Raw genomic sequence first — 16,066 nt, forward strand, 5'->3', positions numbered from 1 at the left:
CTCCATCTTTTAAATGTCTATTTTTATTAATTTACCGTAGTGTGCCATTAAATCCTCTATTAACTTTTCTCTATTTACCTCTTCACTGTTCCTATCTACAATCTCTAAAAGAGTTTTTAAACTTATAACTCTATTTTTCTCATTTTCCATATAGATTTTAATCTCTTTAGCTATATGAAAAACCTCATTTTCAGTTAATCTTTCAGGGAGATAACTTTCATCCTTAGAGTATTTTTCCACTAAAGTAAAAATTGCATCTCTCTCTCCAAACTCTTTTATACTAAAGTTATTTCTTAGTCTATATATAGCTGGTATTAAATACCCCATAAGTTTAGATTTTAGTTCTGTATAATCTAAAGAACTGTTAAGATTTTTTTCCAAAGCTAAAATCAAACCATCTAAATATTTTTCAATACTCTCTTTTAGCTCCTCTATGTTCTCAGTTACTCCACCACTAATAAAGTATTCTGTTATATGTACTAACTCATAACTTAACTCTTTATCCAGATATTTTTCTAAACTATCCCTTGCTATCTCATAATGAGCAGTATTAACTAAAAATTTATAGTTGGCTTTTCTATCTATAATATGTCCCTCTTTGACTCTTTCAAAAGAAACATACAGAAATATCTTCATTAGTTTTATAAAGTCCTCTTTAAACTCCACTGAAAACTTTCTCCCAATATTTAAAATAACTGCCTCTAGCTCTTTTAACATATTTTCATCTACATTTTGAAAAATATAATCTACATCTAAAGGAGTCATACTCATATTAGAATACTCCAAATACTTTAAAGCTTTTAAATGTCTTAACTTTTTTTCATTTCCAACTATAGAAAATCTATTCTTCTGAGCCTCTAACTTTAAACTATATTTTTTTAAACTCTCATTTAAAACATCTATATCCTTTTTTAGAGTAGCTCTTGTTATCTCTAACTTTTCCTCTATATAACTAAGTCTCACATCTTTTACAAAAAGAAAGGTCATAAGTATAAACTCTGCCCTTTCCTCTTGCTCTAATGTATAATAACTTTTATAAACCTCTTTATAAAATCTGCCTAACTCACTGTCACTCAAATGAATTAACAATTTTTTTCTATCCTTTTCTATTTTTTTATCCAATATTTTTTTAAGATAAAAATTTAGATTATCAATTATATATCTTAGATTTCTTTCACTTGTTGCTATTTGAAAAAGAATCTCATCCACTGTTTTTCCAGCATTTACTAGCTTTAAAACTTCTAACTCTTTTCTTTTTAAACTCATTTCATCACCTAAGATATTATAACTTTCTTATCTCACTTTTTCAATAGCTCTTTTAATACCTTCAACTGCTATTTTAACTTTTGATAGTGGACATCCAACATTTAAACGGATTCTATCTTTATCTCCATAAGCTTCTCCAGACATAATCGCCACTTTTCCATCTTCAATAAGTGACTTTTTAAATCTATCCATATCTATGTTACAATCTTTTAAATCTATCCACATAAGATATGTTCCCTCTGGAATATTAGCTCTAATTCCATATAATCCATTTAACTCTTTTTCCACATACTCACAGTTTTTAGTCAAATAACTATTTAACTCATCCACCCAATATCCACAACTATTATATGCAACCATTGTTGATAGTACTCCAAAAATTGTTGGTGATGATAGTGAATCTACCTCTTTTAAATGTGTTACAAACTTTTCTCTAATATCATCTTGTGGAATTATTGCATATGATCCTCCAAGAGCTGGAGTGTTAAAAGTTTTCGATGCTGAACTTACAATTAAGCATCTTTTCGTATCTATTTTTAATACTGGAGTTACCTCTCTTCTAGCTATATCCATATGAATATCATCTGAGATTAAAACTACATCATACTTTTCACACAGTTCTATAAGCTTTTTTAACTCCTCATATTTCCAAACTTTTCCAACTGGGTTTTCAGGATTACAAAGTAAAAATGCCTTAACTCCACTTTTAAATCCATCTTCTATTACAGAAAAATCTGTATGAAACTCTCCATTATCATCCTCTTTTAAAGTTACTTCAAAAAGATTATAAGGTTTTAAGATTTTTGTAAATCCATCATATCTTGGAGTGTGAGTCATCACTTTTCCATCTTTTCCAACTAACTCCTCTAATAGAGTAGAGATACTATAGATTACATTTGGTGAGTACACAACCCAATCGCTATTTATATCTGTAGAGTATCTTGTTTTATACCAATTTTTTATAGCACCTTTATAATCTTCATGATTCCAACGAGAGTATCCAAAAATTCCATGAGCTGTTCTTTCTACTATTGCATCTAAAATCTCTTGAGGACATTTGAAATCTGTATCAGAGATAGAAAACGGAGTTAAATCCTTTGTTCCAGGTCCAAATCTATCCTCTATATAATCCCACTGAGTACAGTAAGTTCCTTTTCTATTTATAATTTCATCAAAATTCATACATCCTCCTAAAATCTTCTAAATAAAAGGGGGGATTGTTTCCCCCCGAATTTTATTACATTAACTTTTGTAACTGTTTCTTTAATACTTGAACTTTTGGTCCAATTATAACTTGTACATTTGTATCATTTAGTTTTACTACATTTACTGCACCTGCTGCTTTAACAGCTTCTACATCTATCTTATTTGCATCTTTAACTACAAGTCTAAGTCTTGTTATACAGTTATCTAAACTTACAATGTTCTCTTTTCCACCTAAAGCTTCTAACATAACTTTAGCTGTATATCCAGCAATATCTCCACTATCAACAGCTTCTTTTGCTTGAGCTGAGTTATCTCTTCCTGGAGTTGGGATATCATATTTTACAATATACCATTTAAATACGAAGTAGTAAATTAGGAACCATACAATTCCCACTGGAATTACGTAGAACCATTTTGTCCAGAATCCTTGGAACACTCCAAATACTAGGAAGTCTATTATGTTTCCATCAGTATTTCCAATAACTACTTTTAAAAGTCCCATTACCATAAATCCAAGTCCAGTCATAATTGCGTGGAACACATAAAGAACTGGTGCTATAAATAGGAATATAAATTCGATTGGCTCAGTTATTCCACCAACTGCTGATGCTACAACTGCTGATATTAGAAGTCCTTTGATCTTTTTTCTATTCTCTAAGTATGCTGATTTATATATTGCTAAAGCTGCTCCTGCAAGTCCAAACATAAATGTTGGCATCTTACCTTGAGATAAGAACTTTGTTGCTTCTGGAGATACAAACTCTGCTCCTTGTGCAAACTGATTATAAAATATATTTAATGCTCCGTGAATTGTTTCTCCAGCTGCAGTTACATAAGTTCCTCCAGCTTCAGTGAATCTTATTGTTGCAACTAAGATATGGTGAAGTCCAAATGGAAGAAGTAATCTCTCTCCAGCTCCAAATAGGAATGGGCCAAATGGTCCAGCTCCATGAATCGCCGCTCCAACTTTATTTATTCCAGCTGCAAAGAAAGGCCATACCATTGGCACTGCAAGTCCTACTACTGACATTATTAAAACTGTTGCAATAGCTACAAATCTTGTTCCTCCAAAGAATGAGAAAGCATCTGGTAACTCAACGTTTTGGAACTTCTCGTGGATAAAGAAAACAATAACTCCACAAATTAATGCTCCTAATGCCCCTGTATCGATACTTTGAATTCCCATTACCATCTTTGTATCTACAACTTTTAAAAGTCCTGTTTCATTTAAGTAAAAGTTTGTTCCAAGTTGCATTGCAATATAACCCATAAGTCCTGCAAAAGCTGCAATCTCTTTATTCTCTCTAGCCATTCCTAGTGGAATTGCTACAGCAAACATAAGTGGTAAAAATGAAAAGGCAACTAAACTTATCTTTATCATAAAGTTAAATATACCTTGTAAGAAACTATTTCCTAAAAATGGAAACATCTCTATTGTTGTTCCACCTGTAAAGGCAGCACCTATTCCAAGTAAAATTCCCATTGCTGCTAGTAAAGCTACTGGCAACATAAATGTTTTTCCTAAGCTCTGGAAAAACTCCCATGCACTTATTCTATTTTTGGTAGTCATTTGACACACTCCCCTTAAAACTTTTTTTATATCACAAATTGTACATATAAAAACACTTTTGTTCAATTCATAATCTTTTTCATATTTTTTTGAAAGAAATTAATAGTTTTGATTTTGAAAATTACTTTTCATTATACCATATTAGAAAAAAATATTTGATTTATTGTATAATTCAATGTACAATTGTACATATTAAAGTGAAATATTTAACAAAAAAGGAGTACTAGATTTATGGAATCAAAAAAATTAAACTGGCGTATGCTAGCCATGATGGGATTCACAATTGTTTGGGGATTTGGTAACGTTGTTAATAACTACGCAAACCAAGGTTTAACAGTTGTAGTTTCTTGGGTATTAATTCTTTCTCTTTACTTTTTACCATATGCACTTATGGTTGGAGAGATGGGATCTGTCTTTGATCACAAAGCTGGAGGAGTTTCAAGTTGGGTTGGTTCAACTTACGGACCTATGATAGCGTATCTTGCTGGTTGGACATATTGGGTTGTTCACATCCCTTATTTAGCACAAAAACCTCAAAGTGCATTAGTTGCTTTAAGTTGGGTTTTCTTCCAAAATGGAGACATGATAAAAACTTTCAATCCTTTACTTTTACAGAGTATTGTTTTAGGAATCTTCCTACTTTTCCTTTGGTTATCATCTAAAGGTATGAACTCTTTAAAAAGAATTGGAGCTCTTGCTGGAACATCTATGTTCTTCATGGGTATTTTATATATTTTATTAACAGTTGCTGCACCATCTCTTATGAGTATAAACCCTGCTACAACTGATTGGTCTCTTTCGACATTTATGCCAAAGTTTGACTTTACATACTTTACTACTATATCTATGTTAGTATTTGCTGTTGGTGGATGCGAGAAAATCTCTCCATACGTTAAAGATGTTGAAAATCCTCACACAAACTTCCCTAAGGGAATGTTAGCACTTGCTGCTATGGTTGGTATGTCAGCTCTACTTGGTTCATTTGCTATGGGAATCATGTTTAACAGTGGAAATATCCCTGCTGACTTAAAAATGAATGGTCAATACTACGCATTTAAACTTTTAGGTGAGTACTATGGTGTTGGAAACGCACTTATGGTTTTATATGCTGTGGCTAATACTCTATCTCAAATATCAGCACTTATGTTCTCTATTGATGCTCCACTTAAAATATTAATTGGAGAAGGAGATAAGAACTTTATACCAGCTGCATTTACAAAATGTAATGAAAATGGAGCACCTATCAATGGATATAAATTAACTGCTGTACTTGTTGGAATCTTAATTATAATTCCAGCACTTGGTATTGGAGATATGAACAATCTTTACAACTGGCTTCTTGATTTAAACTCAATTGTTATGCCACTTAGATACTTATGGGTATTCTTAGCATACATTGGACTTAGAGGATTAATTAAGAACAAAGCTTTAAGTGATAGTTCTGGATTTAAGTTTGTTAAAAATGATAAGATTGCAACAGCTATTGGAATCTGGTGTTTTGCCTTTACAGCATTTGCATGTTTAATGGGTATCTTCCCTAAAAACATTGAAACATTTAGTTCTGAGTGGTTCTTCCAAATTACTCTTAACATTTTAACACCAATTGTTCTAGTTGGACTTGGACTTATCTTCCCTAAAATAGCTAGAAAAACAAATAAATAGATTTAACATAGAAAACACAGAGGTTTTATAGAAACCTTTGTGTTTTTTTATTTTTCTGTATATAAAATAACATTTCTTTTACTTTATTTTAATTTTTGTTTAACACAACTAGTTTATAATGAGTCTGATAAATATTTTTCACAGGGAGGATTTTTTAAAGTGAATACCATTAAATTTTTAGCAATTTTTACAACTTTAAGTGCTTCAATTTTTTCAGCAGATTTTAACTATTTAGGTACTAAACAACCATACAGTGTTAAAGAGATTTCTACTGCTCCTACACCTAATGGGTATAAACCATTCTTTGTAAATCATTTAGGAAGACATGGTTCTAGACATCTATCTTCACCTAAGTATGATGTATCTTTATACGAGTTATTATCTATTGCAGAAAAAGAAAACGCTATTACTCCTGAGGGATTAAAGTTAAAAAACTCTATAGCACAACTTATGGAGATTGAAAAAGGAAACTATGGTCTTTTAACTGAGGTTGGTGTTAAAGAGCAAAAAGAGATTGCTAAAAGATTCTATGAGAACAATAAAGAGATTTTTGGAAAAGATATTATAGCTTCATCAACTTATGTTGAAAGAGCTCAGCAGAGTAGAGATGCTTTTTTAGAAGAACTTGGGCAGTACACTCCAAACATAAATTTTAAAGTTTCAACAAACAATAAAAAAGATATACTTTTAAGATTCTTTGATCTCTCTCCAGAGTATGAGGAGTTTTCTGAAAATGGTTCTTGGAAAAAAGAGTTAGATACATACTCTAAAAGTAAAAACTTTAACAATGAAGTTTTAAATCAACTTTTCTCTAAAGAGTTTATTAAAAAGTTAGAAGATGGTGAGTTCAAATTAAAAGATAGTAAAGGTAAAACAGTTTTAAAAAATCCAACTGATGCTGTTAGAAATCTTTATGATTTATATATCATTCAAGCTAGTATTGGAAAAGACTTAGGTTTTGGAAAATACTTTAGTGAAGAGCAACTAAAGTGGTATGAAGAGGTTGATAATCTAAGTGATTTCTATGAAAAGGGACCTGGAAAAAATGGTGAAGATATTGCTACTAACATAGCTTTACCTCTTTTAGAAAACTTTATAGTTACAAGTGATGAAGCTATAAAAAATCAAAATACTTCAGCTAGTTTAAGATTTGCCCATGCTGAAACTACTATTCCATTTATAACTTTACTAGATATCAATGGTTACTCAGCAAAAGAGGATAGTTTTGAAAAGGTTTATGATAAATGGTTAGGAAGAGATATCTCTGGAATGTCTACAAATATTCAGTGGATATTTTATAAAAATGATAAAAATGACATCTTAGTTAAAATTTTACATAATGAAAAGGATGCTGAGTTACCAATAGCAACTTCTATGAAACCATATTATAAGTGGGATGACGTTAAAAACTTTTACACTAATAAATTAAAATAAGATTTGGGAGGGTATAGATTTGAAAACTTTTAATAGATTATTTACATTGGGTTTACTTGGTGCTGGACTTTTTATAACTGGGTGTGGTAAAGAGGAAACAAAAGAGAAAAAACTTGTTATCGCCTTTGGAATTGATGAGGATTTAGAATCTAAAGTTGTAGCTAAAGATAAATTTTTAAAAGATCTTGAAAATGCCGTTGGGATGAAAGTTGAATGGTTCGAACCATCATCTGATATGGCTTTAACTGAATCTTTAAAAGCTAAAAAAAATAGAACCGATGTAGCTTATACAGGAGCTATGCCATATTTTATGGCTGCTACTAAATCTCAAATTGAACCTTTAGTTTCTTTTGCTAAAGATGGAAAATTAGAAAATTGGGGAAAGTTTTCATATTTTTTAACTAGACCAGATACAAATATAAATGAGTTTAGTGAAAAAGATTTGATAAATCCAAAGAGTCCTTACACTTTTGCTTATACAAAACAATCTTCAGGTTCTACATATTTATGGCCTGTAAATGATCTTATTACAAGTGGAATAATTAAAGATTCTAATGACTTTACTATTAAGTTTAAACCTTACGAAACTGGTTCTACAACAAATACTGTTAGAGCTCTTTTAGATAAAGATGCAGATATTGGAGTTATCTCATCTAACTCATATGTAAAAAATAGAAAGTTTTTTACAGAGGACAACCACAAAATTATATACAAGAGCTCAGTTATTCCAGATAATCTTTGGTTAGTACAAGAAAGTATGCCACAAGATTTAAAAGAAAAGCTACAAAACTTTTTCTTAAACTACAATGATAAATTCTTCATGGAAAATTTTTACGGAAAGAAAAATGGAGAGCAACACATTAAAGTTACAAAAGAAAACTTTAAAATAATTGGACAAGTTATGAAAAATCTTAATCTAACAGAGATAAAAGAGGATTAATTTTAGGGGGTATATATGAATAATATTATAACTATAAAAGATGGAGTTAAAAGCTATAACAATAGCTTTTTAGCTCTTAACAATATAAACTTATCTATAAAAAAAGGGGAGTTTGTAGCTATTATAGGTTCTTCTGGAGCTGGTAAATCTACACTTTTAAGATCTATTAATGCTATGAATCCACTTAGTAGTGGAAGTGTTATCTTTAACGGAGAGGATATTTGTAAAGTTTCTGGTGGAAAACTAAGAAAAGTGAGAAGAGAGATTGGAATGATTTTCCAACATTATAATCTTATTGAAAGGCTATCTGTTGTTCAAAATGTTCTTCATGGAAGACTTGGATATATGTCTGACTTTAAAGGATTCTTTGAACTTTATTCTGAAAATGATAAAACAAAAGCTTTAAGTATTCTTAAAAGACTAGGACTTGAAGAGCACTGTTATAAAAAAGCTTCTGAACTAAGTGGAGGACAAAAGCAAAGAGTTGGAATCTCTAGAGCTCTTGCACAAAACCCAAAACTAATTTTAGCTGACGAACCAATTGCAAGTTTAGATCCAAAATCTTCTGAAATTGTTATGGAAACATTAAAAAATATATGTCTTGAAGATAATATAACTTGTATTGTAAATCTTCATCAAGTTGAGTTTGCTAAAAATTATGCCACTAGAATTATTGGAATGAAAAATGGAGTTATAGTATTTGACAATACTCCTGAAAATTTAACAGAGGAGATTATCAATGAAATATACGGTAAAAATGTTTAATAAAAATGATATCTTTACTTTAGGAATTATCTCTATTATCTATCTTTTTATAGCTTATAGGTTGGATTTTTCTTTTTTATCTTTCTTAGTTGAACTTCCATCTGCAGTTTCATTTATAACTGAGGAGATGCTACCTGTAAATTGGAAAAGTTATAATAACTATATGACACCTCTACTTGATTCATTTTGTGTAGCTATAGTTTCATTAATTTTTTCCTCTGCTATCTCATTTTTTCTAGGTTTTCTATGTTCAGAAAAAACTATGCATTTTAAACCAATTAGAAATTTTGTTAAAAGTTTTGCCACAGTTTTAAGAAATATTCCCAATATAATCTGGGCGCTTATGTTTGTTCCCGCTTTTGGTGTTGGTATAACAACTGGAATTATAGCTTTAACTGTTGGAAACATTGGAGACATGACTCGTTTTTATTATGAAACTATAGATGAAGTTGATTTAGAGCTACTAAGTTCTTTAAAAGCTACTGGAATGTCTCATCTTCAAGTTATAAGATTTGGAGCTATTCCTCAAGCTATTCCTGGATTTATCTCTTGGACTATCTACTCTTTAGAGAGTAACATTCGTTCTTCAGCTGTAATAGGTTTAGTTGGTGCTGGAGGAATCGGTATGTATATAAGTAATAACTTAAGTTTAATGAAATACAACACTGCTGCTATGGGGATTCTTTTAATTGTAGTTTGTGCTATTGTAACTGAAATCATCTCTAATATTTTAAGAAAGAGGATTATTTAAATGAAGAAAAACTATTTTGGAAAAATAAAAATAAAAGATCATAAAAATGATAAATTTTTAAATAAAATTATGTTGGGAATCTCAATTTTATTCCTTCTATCTTTTTTTAAGTTAAACTTAGATTTTGGAAGAGTTGCAAGAGGATTAAATAAATTAGGAAATATTCTTTTGGAGTCTGGAAAACCAGATGCCTCTGTTTTTAAGTTTGTTTTAATTGCTGTTTGGGAATCTTTTGAAATAGCTTTTATGGCTACCTTAGTAGGAGTTGTTTTCTCTGTTCCTCTAGCTTTTTTAACAGCTTCTAATACAGCACCTTGGAAACCACTATCTTTAGCTATAAAGTCATATATATCTTTTATTAGAGCAGTACCCTCTTTAATCTGGGCTGTTATATTTGTTTCATCTGTTGGTCTTGGACCTTTTTCAGGAATTCTAGGACTTTCTGTTCATACAGTGGCTTATCTCACTAAGGCTTACTTTCAATCTATTGAGGATTTAGGAGAGGAAAGTATTTTAGCCATTAAAGCTACTGGTGCATCTTGGTTAAATATTATGAAAGCTGCAATACTTCCAAATATAAAAAGAGTTATTACTGGATGGACTGCACTGAGATTTGAATCTAATATGGCACAATCATCTATTATAGGAGTTGTTGGTGCTGGGGGAATAGGTTACATAATCTCAAAATTTATAAAGTCTTATGATTTTAACGCTGCTGGAACTGCTTTAATTGTTTTAATGATCATATCAGTTTCTGTAGAGCGGTTAGGTTCACTACTAAAAACTTATACAGAGAGAGGTTAAAAATGAAAACTATTTTTTTAGGAACAGGGTCTGCAAATGGACTTCCTGATGTATTTTGTTCATGTGAGTATTGTAACTCTTTAAGAGAACTTAAAGGGAAAAATATTCGTAAAAGGTCAACTTTTTTATTGGGGGATAAAATACTATTAGACTTTTCACCTGATATTAGAACTCAGATTTTAGAAAATAGTATAGATTTTAGTAAAATCAAAGGTGTTCTTCTATCTCATACTCACAATGATCATTTGGATATACAAGAGCTTATAAAAATTAAAAATCCTATGAATATATATGTTAATAGTTCATCTGAAATGTGGCTAAAAGAGCAGATTAAAATAGCAATAAAACCTAAGCACCAAACAAATCTTCAAGAAAAAATAGGTCATCTCAATATAATTCCTATGAACTATTACTCTCCTTTTACTATTGAAGATTTTGAAATTATACCTATTGAAGCTAAACATACAGGTTTAAACAGTGGTGAGCATGGTACAAACTTTATAATAAAACATGAAAATTTTACTAGACTACATGCTTCTGATACTGGTATCTACTCTTTAAAGACATTTGAATTTTTGAAAAACTTTAAATTTGATGATATTGTTATTGAATGTACTTTTTTAGATTTTCAAAAGGATAACTCAGACCATCTTGATATCTTTACACTAAATATGGTTTTGAATAGATTGAAAGATTTTGACTGTATCGATTCTAAAACTCCAATAACTGTTACACACTTTGGTCATGATCCTAAAAAAACTCATGAAGAGATTGAGAAGCTTATGAAATCTTTAGATTTTAATATCTCTGTTGCATATGATGGATTGTGCATTAATAATGCTAATTAAATTAAAAAGCTGAGTTCTAAAATAAACTCAGCTTTTTGCTATATTACTCTTCTTGTTTGCCAGAATCTTTTAGCCCAGTAGCTATCATACTCAGATATTGTAACTCCTGTAGTTCTTCCTGCATGAACAAACTTATTATTTCCTATATATACACCTACGTGTTTTATTCTACTATTCATTTTAAAGAAAATAAGATCTCCTACTTTCCAATTTTCTCTATTTCCAACAACTTGCTCTCCAATTTGAACCTGAGTAAGTGTTGTTCTAGGCAGCTCCACATCAAATTGCTCTTTATAAAGATGTTGCATAAGTGCTGAGCAATCAACTCCCTTTTTTGTTGTTCCTCCATAACGATATCTAGTCCCACGCCAACTTGAATAGAAATCAGTTATTTTAGTACTTTTTATATATTCTTTTTTCTGATTTAAAATCTCCTCATCCACTTCAATTTTTTCTACGACCTTTGGTTTAGTAAAACTTAATGCATGAACCTCTGATGTTATAAAACTAAAGGCAAGTATGAAAAAGGTAAACAATTTTATTAATCTTTTCCCCATAATCATCTCCTGTCTTTTTGTATTGTTATTTTTGTAATTAATATATTATACTCAATTTTTGTCTGTTTTGCAAATTTTTGACTTTTACATAACCTTTATGATAGAATCTAGGAACTTTATATAAGTTAAGGGGAGTGAAATTTTTATGATTAAAAGTGCATTTTTAAATCGGTCAAAAGAGATTATAAAATTAGCTATTCCCGCTGTTGGTGAAATGATACTCTATATGTTAATCTGGGTTTTTGATACACTTATGGTCGGAAAGTATGGCGGACAAATCTCTGTTTCTGCTGTTGGTTTTAGTTCTGAAATTATGTATACTTTTATTAATATCTTAATTGCTATGGGACTGTCTATATCTATAACATCTATCGTAGCTCGTTGTCTTGGAGCTAGAGAACATAAAAAAGCTGAAGATATGGCTGATTTAGGAGTTAAAATTGGTGGAGTTATTGCTATTCTTGTCTTTTTAATATTTTTTATTTTTTCAAAAAATATATTAAGTTTAGCAGGAGCTAAAGGGGATGTTTTAATTTTAGGTTATAAATATATGAGAATCTGTTCTATTGGACTTTTCTTTAATATGGTTACAAACCTTTTAAATGGTGTTTTCCGTGGATGTAAAAATACTAAAACTCCACTTTATGGAGCTGCTATTTTAAACATTGTGAATCTTTCTCTAGATTATACACTTATATTTGGAAAATTTGGCTTTCCTGAACTAGGAGTTGAAGGAGCTGCCATTGCTACTACAATTGGAAACATTTGTGCATTTTTATTTATTTTAAGTCAACTTAAAAAACTACCATTTAAAATATCTTTAAAAGGTAAAGTTAACTTTAATTACTTAAAAGAACTTGTTGATTTAGCTATTCCATCTGGACTACAAGAGGGAGCTTTTAGTATTGTAAGACTTTTAAGTGTTATGATGGTTATGAAACTTGGAAGTTTGGCTTTTTCTGCTAATCAAATCTCTGTAACCATTGAAAGTATCTCTTTTATGCCAGGTTGGGGATTTGCTATTTCAGCAGTTTCTTTAGTTGGGCATAGCATAGGAGAAAAAGACTTAAAAAGTGCCAGAGAATATGCTAATACATCCTTACTTTTAGCCTGTATTGTCATGGGATTTTTCTCTCTAGTCTTTCTATTTTTCTCTGAAAACTTAGTAAGATTATTTATAAAAAGTGATGAGGTTGAGGTTATCGCTCTTGGTGCTGCCTGTCTTATGATTGGATCTATTCAACAGATTCCAACAGCTATTGATATGGTTCTTTCAGGTTCTCTTAAAGGAATGGGAGATACTAAAACTCCATTTAGAATAGTTCTATTTTGCAACTGGTGTATAAGATTACCTTTAATGTATTATTTTATCTATCTAAAAAGAATGCCTGTAACATATTTCTGGTGGATTACATCACTTCAATGGACTGTTGAAGCAGCTATATTTATTAAAATATATCGAGATAAATTTTATAAAAACCCATTAAAGAGTTAGTTATTCTAACTCTTTTTTTATTTTCTTCATAATTTTTTGAACAAAAAGAAGGAATTGAATTATTTTCTATGTATAGTACCTTTTGTTAAATAGTGCACAATATTTTATTCATTAGGAGGAAAAGTTATGAAAAAATTTAATCTCTTACTACTTGCATTAACTTTACAGACATCTAACACCTTTGCCCAAGAGCAGAGTGGCCTCATCTTCTGGTCAGATTATAATTACTTTAAGGACAATACTCGACCTATGAGTCAAATCGATAATTCATATTTCAAGTTGTCAACTGAAGTTATTACACTTCCCCCTGTTGCCCCACCTAAAATTCCAGTTTTACCCCCAACTCCTAGTTCTCCAAAACATGATAATACTCCAGATATTGATAATCCTACATCTGCTGGTTCTGCTACAGCCTCACCTAAAAATGGATACATCTTCTATAACAAACTCTACTATCCAGGAAAAAATTTATCCACAGACAAACTACCTTTAAAAGGAGACCTTACTATTACCACTAATAATGCCGTTGGAATGGGTAGTATTCTTAGTGGTTATACTCTTTATAATAAAAATACTTTAACTGTTAATAATAATCCTGGGAATACAACTACTACAGGAATGCAAGCTTCTGGTGGTGGAACTGTTATAAATGAAGGAAACATAACCATAAATGGACTTTATGGAAATGGAATAAATGTTATAAGTGATGGTTTAGGAATTAATAATGGAAAAATTAATCTTAACTCTTATTATGCTACAGGTCTTGAAGTCTATGGTAAAACAAAAGGAATCAATAACGGAATTATATCTGGAAATGGATATGAGGGTGCCCAAATATTTGGTGAAGGAGAATTTACAAATTCAACCACTGGTATCATAGATATAACTCATGGAAATGTGGGAATTTGTGTAGATGGTAAAGGTCTTGCAATAAACGATGGAGTTATAAAAACTTATAATACTAATTTTGGTATGTTTTCTTCATACGGAACTATAATCAATAATGGAACTATTACCATGAATGATACAGCAAAGAATCCAAATAATGTTGCTTCAAGTGGTATGGGAGTTTCAGAAGGTGGAAAAGCTATAAATAATGGAACTATCAATATAACTGGTAGAAGTTATTCTGGTATGAGTGGAGGAAAGAATACTGTTTTAAAAAATTTCGGTCTTATTAATATTAACCCCCCTGCTCCTAAAGACATATATGTTGACGGTAGTTATGCCTTTCAGCTTTCTCATTTAGCTGTGGGAACAAACGAACCTAGTGGTGTAGTTAATTTAAATAAGAATGGTATTTTATTAAATGGAAAAGGGACCCTTCACAACTGGGGTAAAATTATTAAACCAACTACAAATACTTTACCTCTTATATACGATGGTGGAAATCTTGTAATGGAAAAAGGAGGATCTATTGTAACTAATACCTCTACTCCCACTATTAAAACTGTGTATTTAGGAAAAAGTTATATTGGAAATAATTATAATCTTATTAGTAAGGTTACTTTAGATGATACTCTTACAAAATCTGCTAAAGAGATAAAAAGTAATCTTTATGGATATAAATTAATTCTTCACGGAAATGAAGCTGTTTTTAGTAAACTTAGCTTTTCTCTTCTTACAGATGATCCTTTAGGTAATTATTTACAAGACATCTATTATGATTCTAAAAATACATCTAAAGACAGATTGTTTGATATAATTCTATCTTCTAAAAATGGGAATTCTTTTCAAAATTATTTAAATGAAATTTTTGGTCGAGAATATTTTCCATCTCTTATTTATCAAACAAGAGATGCTATTGAATTTGGAAACAACAATATCTTATCTCACTTAACTGAAACTCCAAAAATTTTATCTAAAGAAAGATATATTTTTGGATACTCTTTTGAAAAAGTTAATAAGAGCGGTTATGACAATATTGCTGGATACAATCAAGAGCTAAATAGTCTTTTCATTGGAAAAAACTATCCTTTATTATCCTCTGTTAGTAGTGGTTGGATTTTCAACTATACTAGATTAAATGATAAATTTAAAGATAACTATGGAAAAAGAGAGGACAATCTATTTCAAGGAACTGGTTACTTAAACTATAACAAAAATAATTTCAATGGACTTGGAGCTTTATTCCTTGGATATTCTAGAGGTGATTTAGATAGAAATATACAATTTGATTACTCTCAATATAATGATACTTTAACATCTATTAAAACTGTAGATTTTAATGAAACTCTAAACTCAAAAATAAAAACTTTCTATGTTGGTGGAATGGGAAAAATCTCAAAACTATTCAATTGGAACTCATTCTATTTAGAACCAATTGGAAAATTTCAATCAATGGGATTATTTCAAAGAGATATTAATGAACACAATGGAACATATAATCTTGAGTTAGATAAATTAAATGGCTTCTTAAATACTTTCTACGTTGGTGGAGAGATGGGAAAAGATTTTGCTGTTAAAAATTATGGAATTAAACTTTCTTTAGTTGGATATCTAAAACAAGATTTAAATGATATTGATAAAAATATGAAATTTAAAGTACAAACTTTGGGAAATGAAACTGGTGCTATTAATATAGACAATAAAAATAGATTTTCTCAAGAAATTGGAATTAATGTTAAAGTTGGGGAACTTCAAACAGGACTTTCTATATATACAAATTATTTATACGAATTTTCTAAAGATAACTCTTGGAAAATTGGAGCTGGAATAAGTTATATTTTATAATAAATTTTAACTATATTTTTAAATTAAGTAGGAAT

The 16,066-nt window shown here is 30.2% G+C and carries 13 protein-coding genes; 9 read left to right on the top strand and 4 right to left on the bottom strand.

Annotation, left to right across the window (positions count from 1 at the left end; genetic code table 11):
• Nucleotides 1-9 precede the first annotated feature (9 nt).
• Genes H5J23_RS12225 through malX form a run of 3 tightly spaced genes read right to left on the bottom strand, consistent with a single transcriptional unit; the run spans nucleotide 10 to nucleotide 4,042 of the window.
• Complete coding sequence (locus tag H5J23_RS12225; protein ID WP_185892534.1) at nucleotides 10-1,266, bottom strand: helix-turn-helix domain-containing protein; 1,257 nt, start codon at nucleotides 1,264-1,266, stop codon at nucleotides 10-12.
• A 27-nt stretch (nucleotides 1,267-1,293) separates the two neighbouring features.
• Nucleotides 1,294-2,448 carry a MalY/PatB family protein gene (locus H5J23_RS12230; protein WP_185892535.1) on the bottom strand — a complete coding sequence of 385 codons (1,155 nt, stop codon included), beginning with the start codon at nucleotides 2,446-2,448 and terminating at the stop codon, nucleotides 1,294-1,296.
• Between the two features lie 55 nt (nucleotides 2,449-2,503).
• Nucleotides 2,504-4,042 (bottom strand): maltose/glucose-specific PTS transporter subunit IIBC, encoded by a 1,539-nt coding sequence (gene malX / locus H5J23_RS12235; RefSeq protein WP_023051314.1) that lies wholly within the window; start codon nucleotides 4,040-4,042, stop codon nucleotides 2,504-2,506.
• Between the two features lie 231 nt (nucleotides 4,043-4,273).
• Between malX and H5J23_RS12240 the strand changes: the two genes are divergently transcribed.
• The 7 genes from H5J23_RS12240 (at nucleotide 4,274) to H5J23_RS12270 (ending at nucleotide 11,246) form a co-directional block, all read left to right on the top strand.
• Entirely contained in the window at nucleotides 4,274-5,704 is a 1,431-nt protein-coding gene (locus H5J23_RS12240; protein ID WP_185892537.1) for an amino acid permease, read from the top strand.
• Between the two features lie 159 nt (nucleotides 5,705-5,863).
• Nucleotides 5,864-7,138, top strand: coding sequence for a histidine-type phosphatase (locus tag H5J23_RS12245; protein WP_185892539.1), 1,275 nt, complete (start codon nucleotides 5,864-5,866; stop codon nucleotides 7,136-7,138).
• A gap of 19 nt (nucleotides 7,139-7,157) precedes the next feature.
• Complete coding sequence (locus H5J23_RS12250; protein ID WP_185892541.1) at nucleotides 7,158-8,078, top strand: PhnD/SsuA/transferrin family substrate-binding protein; 921 nt, start codon at nucleotides 7,158-7,160, stop codon at nucleotides 8,076-8,078.
• 15 nt (nucleotides 8,079-8,093) lie between these two features.
• Complete coding sequence (gene phnC / locus H5J23_RS12255) at nucleotides 8,094-8,843, top strand: phosphonate ABC transporter ATP-binding protein (protein WP_185892543.1); 750 nt, start codon at nucleotides 8,094-8,096, stop codon at nucleotides 8,841-8,843.
• Nucleotides 8,818-9,594: a phosphonate ABC transporter, permease protein PhnE gene (gene phnE, locus H5J23_RS12260; RefSeq protein WP_185892545.1), complete on the top strand. Its 777-nt coding sequence runs from the start codon at nucleotides 8,818-8,820 to the stop codon at nucleotides 9,592-9,594. Before phnC ends, phnE begins: the two co-directional genes overlap by 26 nt.
• Complete coding sequence (locus H5J23_RS12265) at nucleotides 9,595-10,398, top strand: ABC transporter permease (RefSeq protein WP_185892546.1); 804 nt, start codon at nucleotides 9,595-9,597, stop codon at nucleotides 10,396-10,398.
• Nucleotides 10,399-10,400: 2 nt separating this feature from the next.
• On the top strand, nucleotides 10,401-11,246 hold the full coding sequence (locus tag H5J23_RS12270; protein ID WP_185892547.1) for an MBL fold metallo-hydrolase: 846 nt from the start codon (nucleotides 10,401-10,403) through the stop codon (nucleotides 11,244-11,246).
• A 38-nt stretch (nucleotides 11,247-11,284) separates the two neighbouring features.
• Here H5J23_RS12270 and H5J23_RS12275 read toward each other — a convergent pair whose 3' ends face one another.
• Nucleotides 11,285-11,803, bottom strand: a complete 519-nt coding sequence (locus H5J23_RS12275; protein ID WP_023051306.1) for an NlpC/P60 family protein — start codon at nucleotides 11,801-11,803, stop codon at nucleotides 11,285-11,287.
• A gap of 145 nt (nucleotides 11,804-11,948) precedes the next feature.
• Here H5J23_RS12275 and H5J23_RS12280 point away from each other — a divergent pair, with 145 nt between their 5' ends.
• Nucleotides 11,949-13,298 carry an MATE family efflux transporter gene (locus tag H5J23_RS12280; RefSeq protein ID WP_185892548.1) on the top strand — a complete coding sequence of 450 codons (1,350 nt, stop codon included), beginning with the start codon at nucleotides 11,949-11,951 and terminating at the stop codon, nucleotides 13,296-13,298.
• A gap of 126 nt (nucleotides 13,299-13,424) precedes the next feature.
• Nucleotides 13,425-16,031, top strand: coding sequence for an autotransporter domain-containing protein (locus tag H5J23_RS12285; RefSeq protein ID WP_185892549.1), 2,607 nt, complete (start codon nucleotides 13,425-13,427; stop codon nucleotides 16,029-16,031).
• Nucleotides 16,032-16,066: the final 35 nt, after the last annotated feature.

Source organism: Cetobacterium sp. 2G large (genome assembly GCF_014250655.1).
Classification (GTDB): Bacteria; Fusobacteriota; Fusobacteriia; order Fusobacteriales; family Fusobacteriaceae; genus Cetobacterium_A; species Cetobacterium_A somerae.

Bases quoted from the DNA above. Each gene is read 5' to 3' on its own strand.
- H5J23_RS12225 (WP_185892534.1), bottom strand. From the start codon at position 1,266: ATGAGTTTAAAAAGAAAAGAGTTAGAAGTTTTAAAGCTAGTAAATGCT.
- H5J23_RS12230 (WP_185892535.1), bottom strand. From the start codon at position 2,448: ATGAATTTTGATGAAATTATAAATAGAAAAGGAACTTACTGTACTCAG.
- malX (WP_023051314.1), bottom strand. From the start codon at position 4,042: ATGACTACCAAAAATAGAATAAGTGCATGGGAGTTTTTCCAGAGCTTA.
- H5J23_RS12240 (WP_185892537.1), top strand. From the start codon at position 4,274: ATGGAATCAAAAAAATTAAACTGGCGTATGCTAGCCATGATGGGATTC.
- phnC (WP_185892543.1), top strand. From the start codon at position 8,094: ATGAATAATATTATAACTATAAAAGATGGAGTTAAAAGCTATAACAAT.
- phnE (WP_185892545.1), top strand. From the start codon at position 8,818: ATGAAATATACGGTAAAAATGTTTAATAAAAATGATATCTTTACTTTA.
- H5J23_RS12265 (WP_185892546.1), top strand. From the start codon at position 9,595: ATGAAGAAAAACTATTTTGGAAAAATAAAAATAAAAGATCATAAAAAT.
- H5J23_RS12270 (WP_185892547.1), top strand. From the start codon at position 10,401: ATGAAAACTATTTTTTTAGGAACAGGGTCTGCAAATGGACTTCCTGAT.
- H5J23_RS12275 (WP_023051306.1), bottom strand. From the start codon at position 11,803: ATGGGGAAAAGATTAATAAAATTGTTTACCTTTTTCATACTTGCCTTT.
- H5J23_RS12280 (WP_185892548.1), top strand. From the start codon at position 11,949: ATGATTAAAAGTGCATTTTTAAATCGGTCAAAAGAGATTATAAAATTA.
- H5J23_RS12285 (WP_185892549.1), top strand. From the start codon at position 13,425: ATGAAAAAATTTAATCTCTTACTACTTGCATTAACTTTACAGACATCT.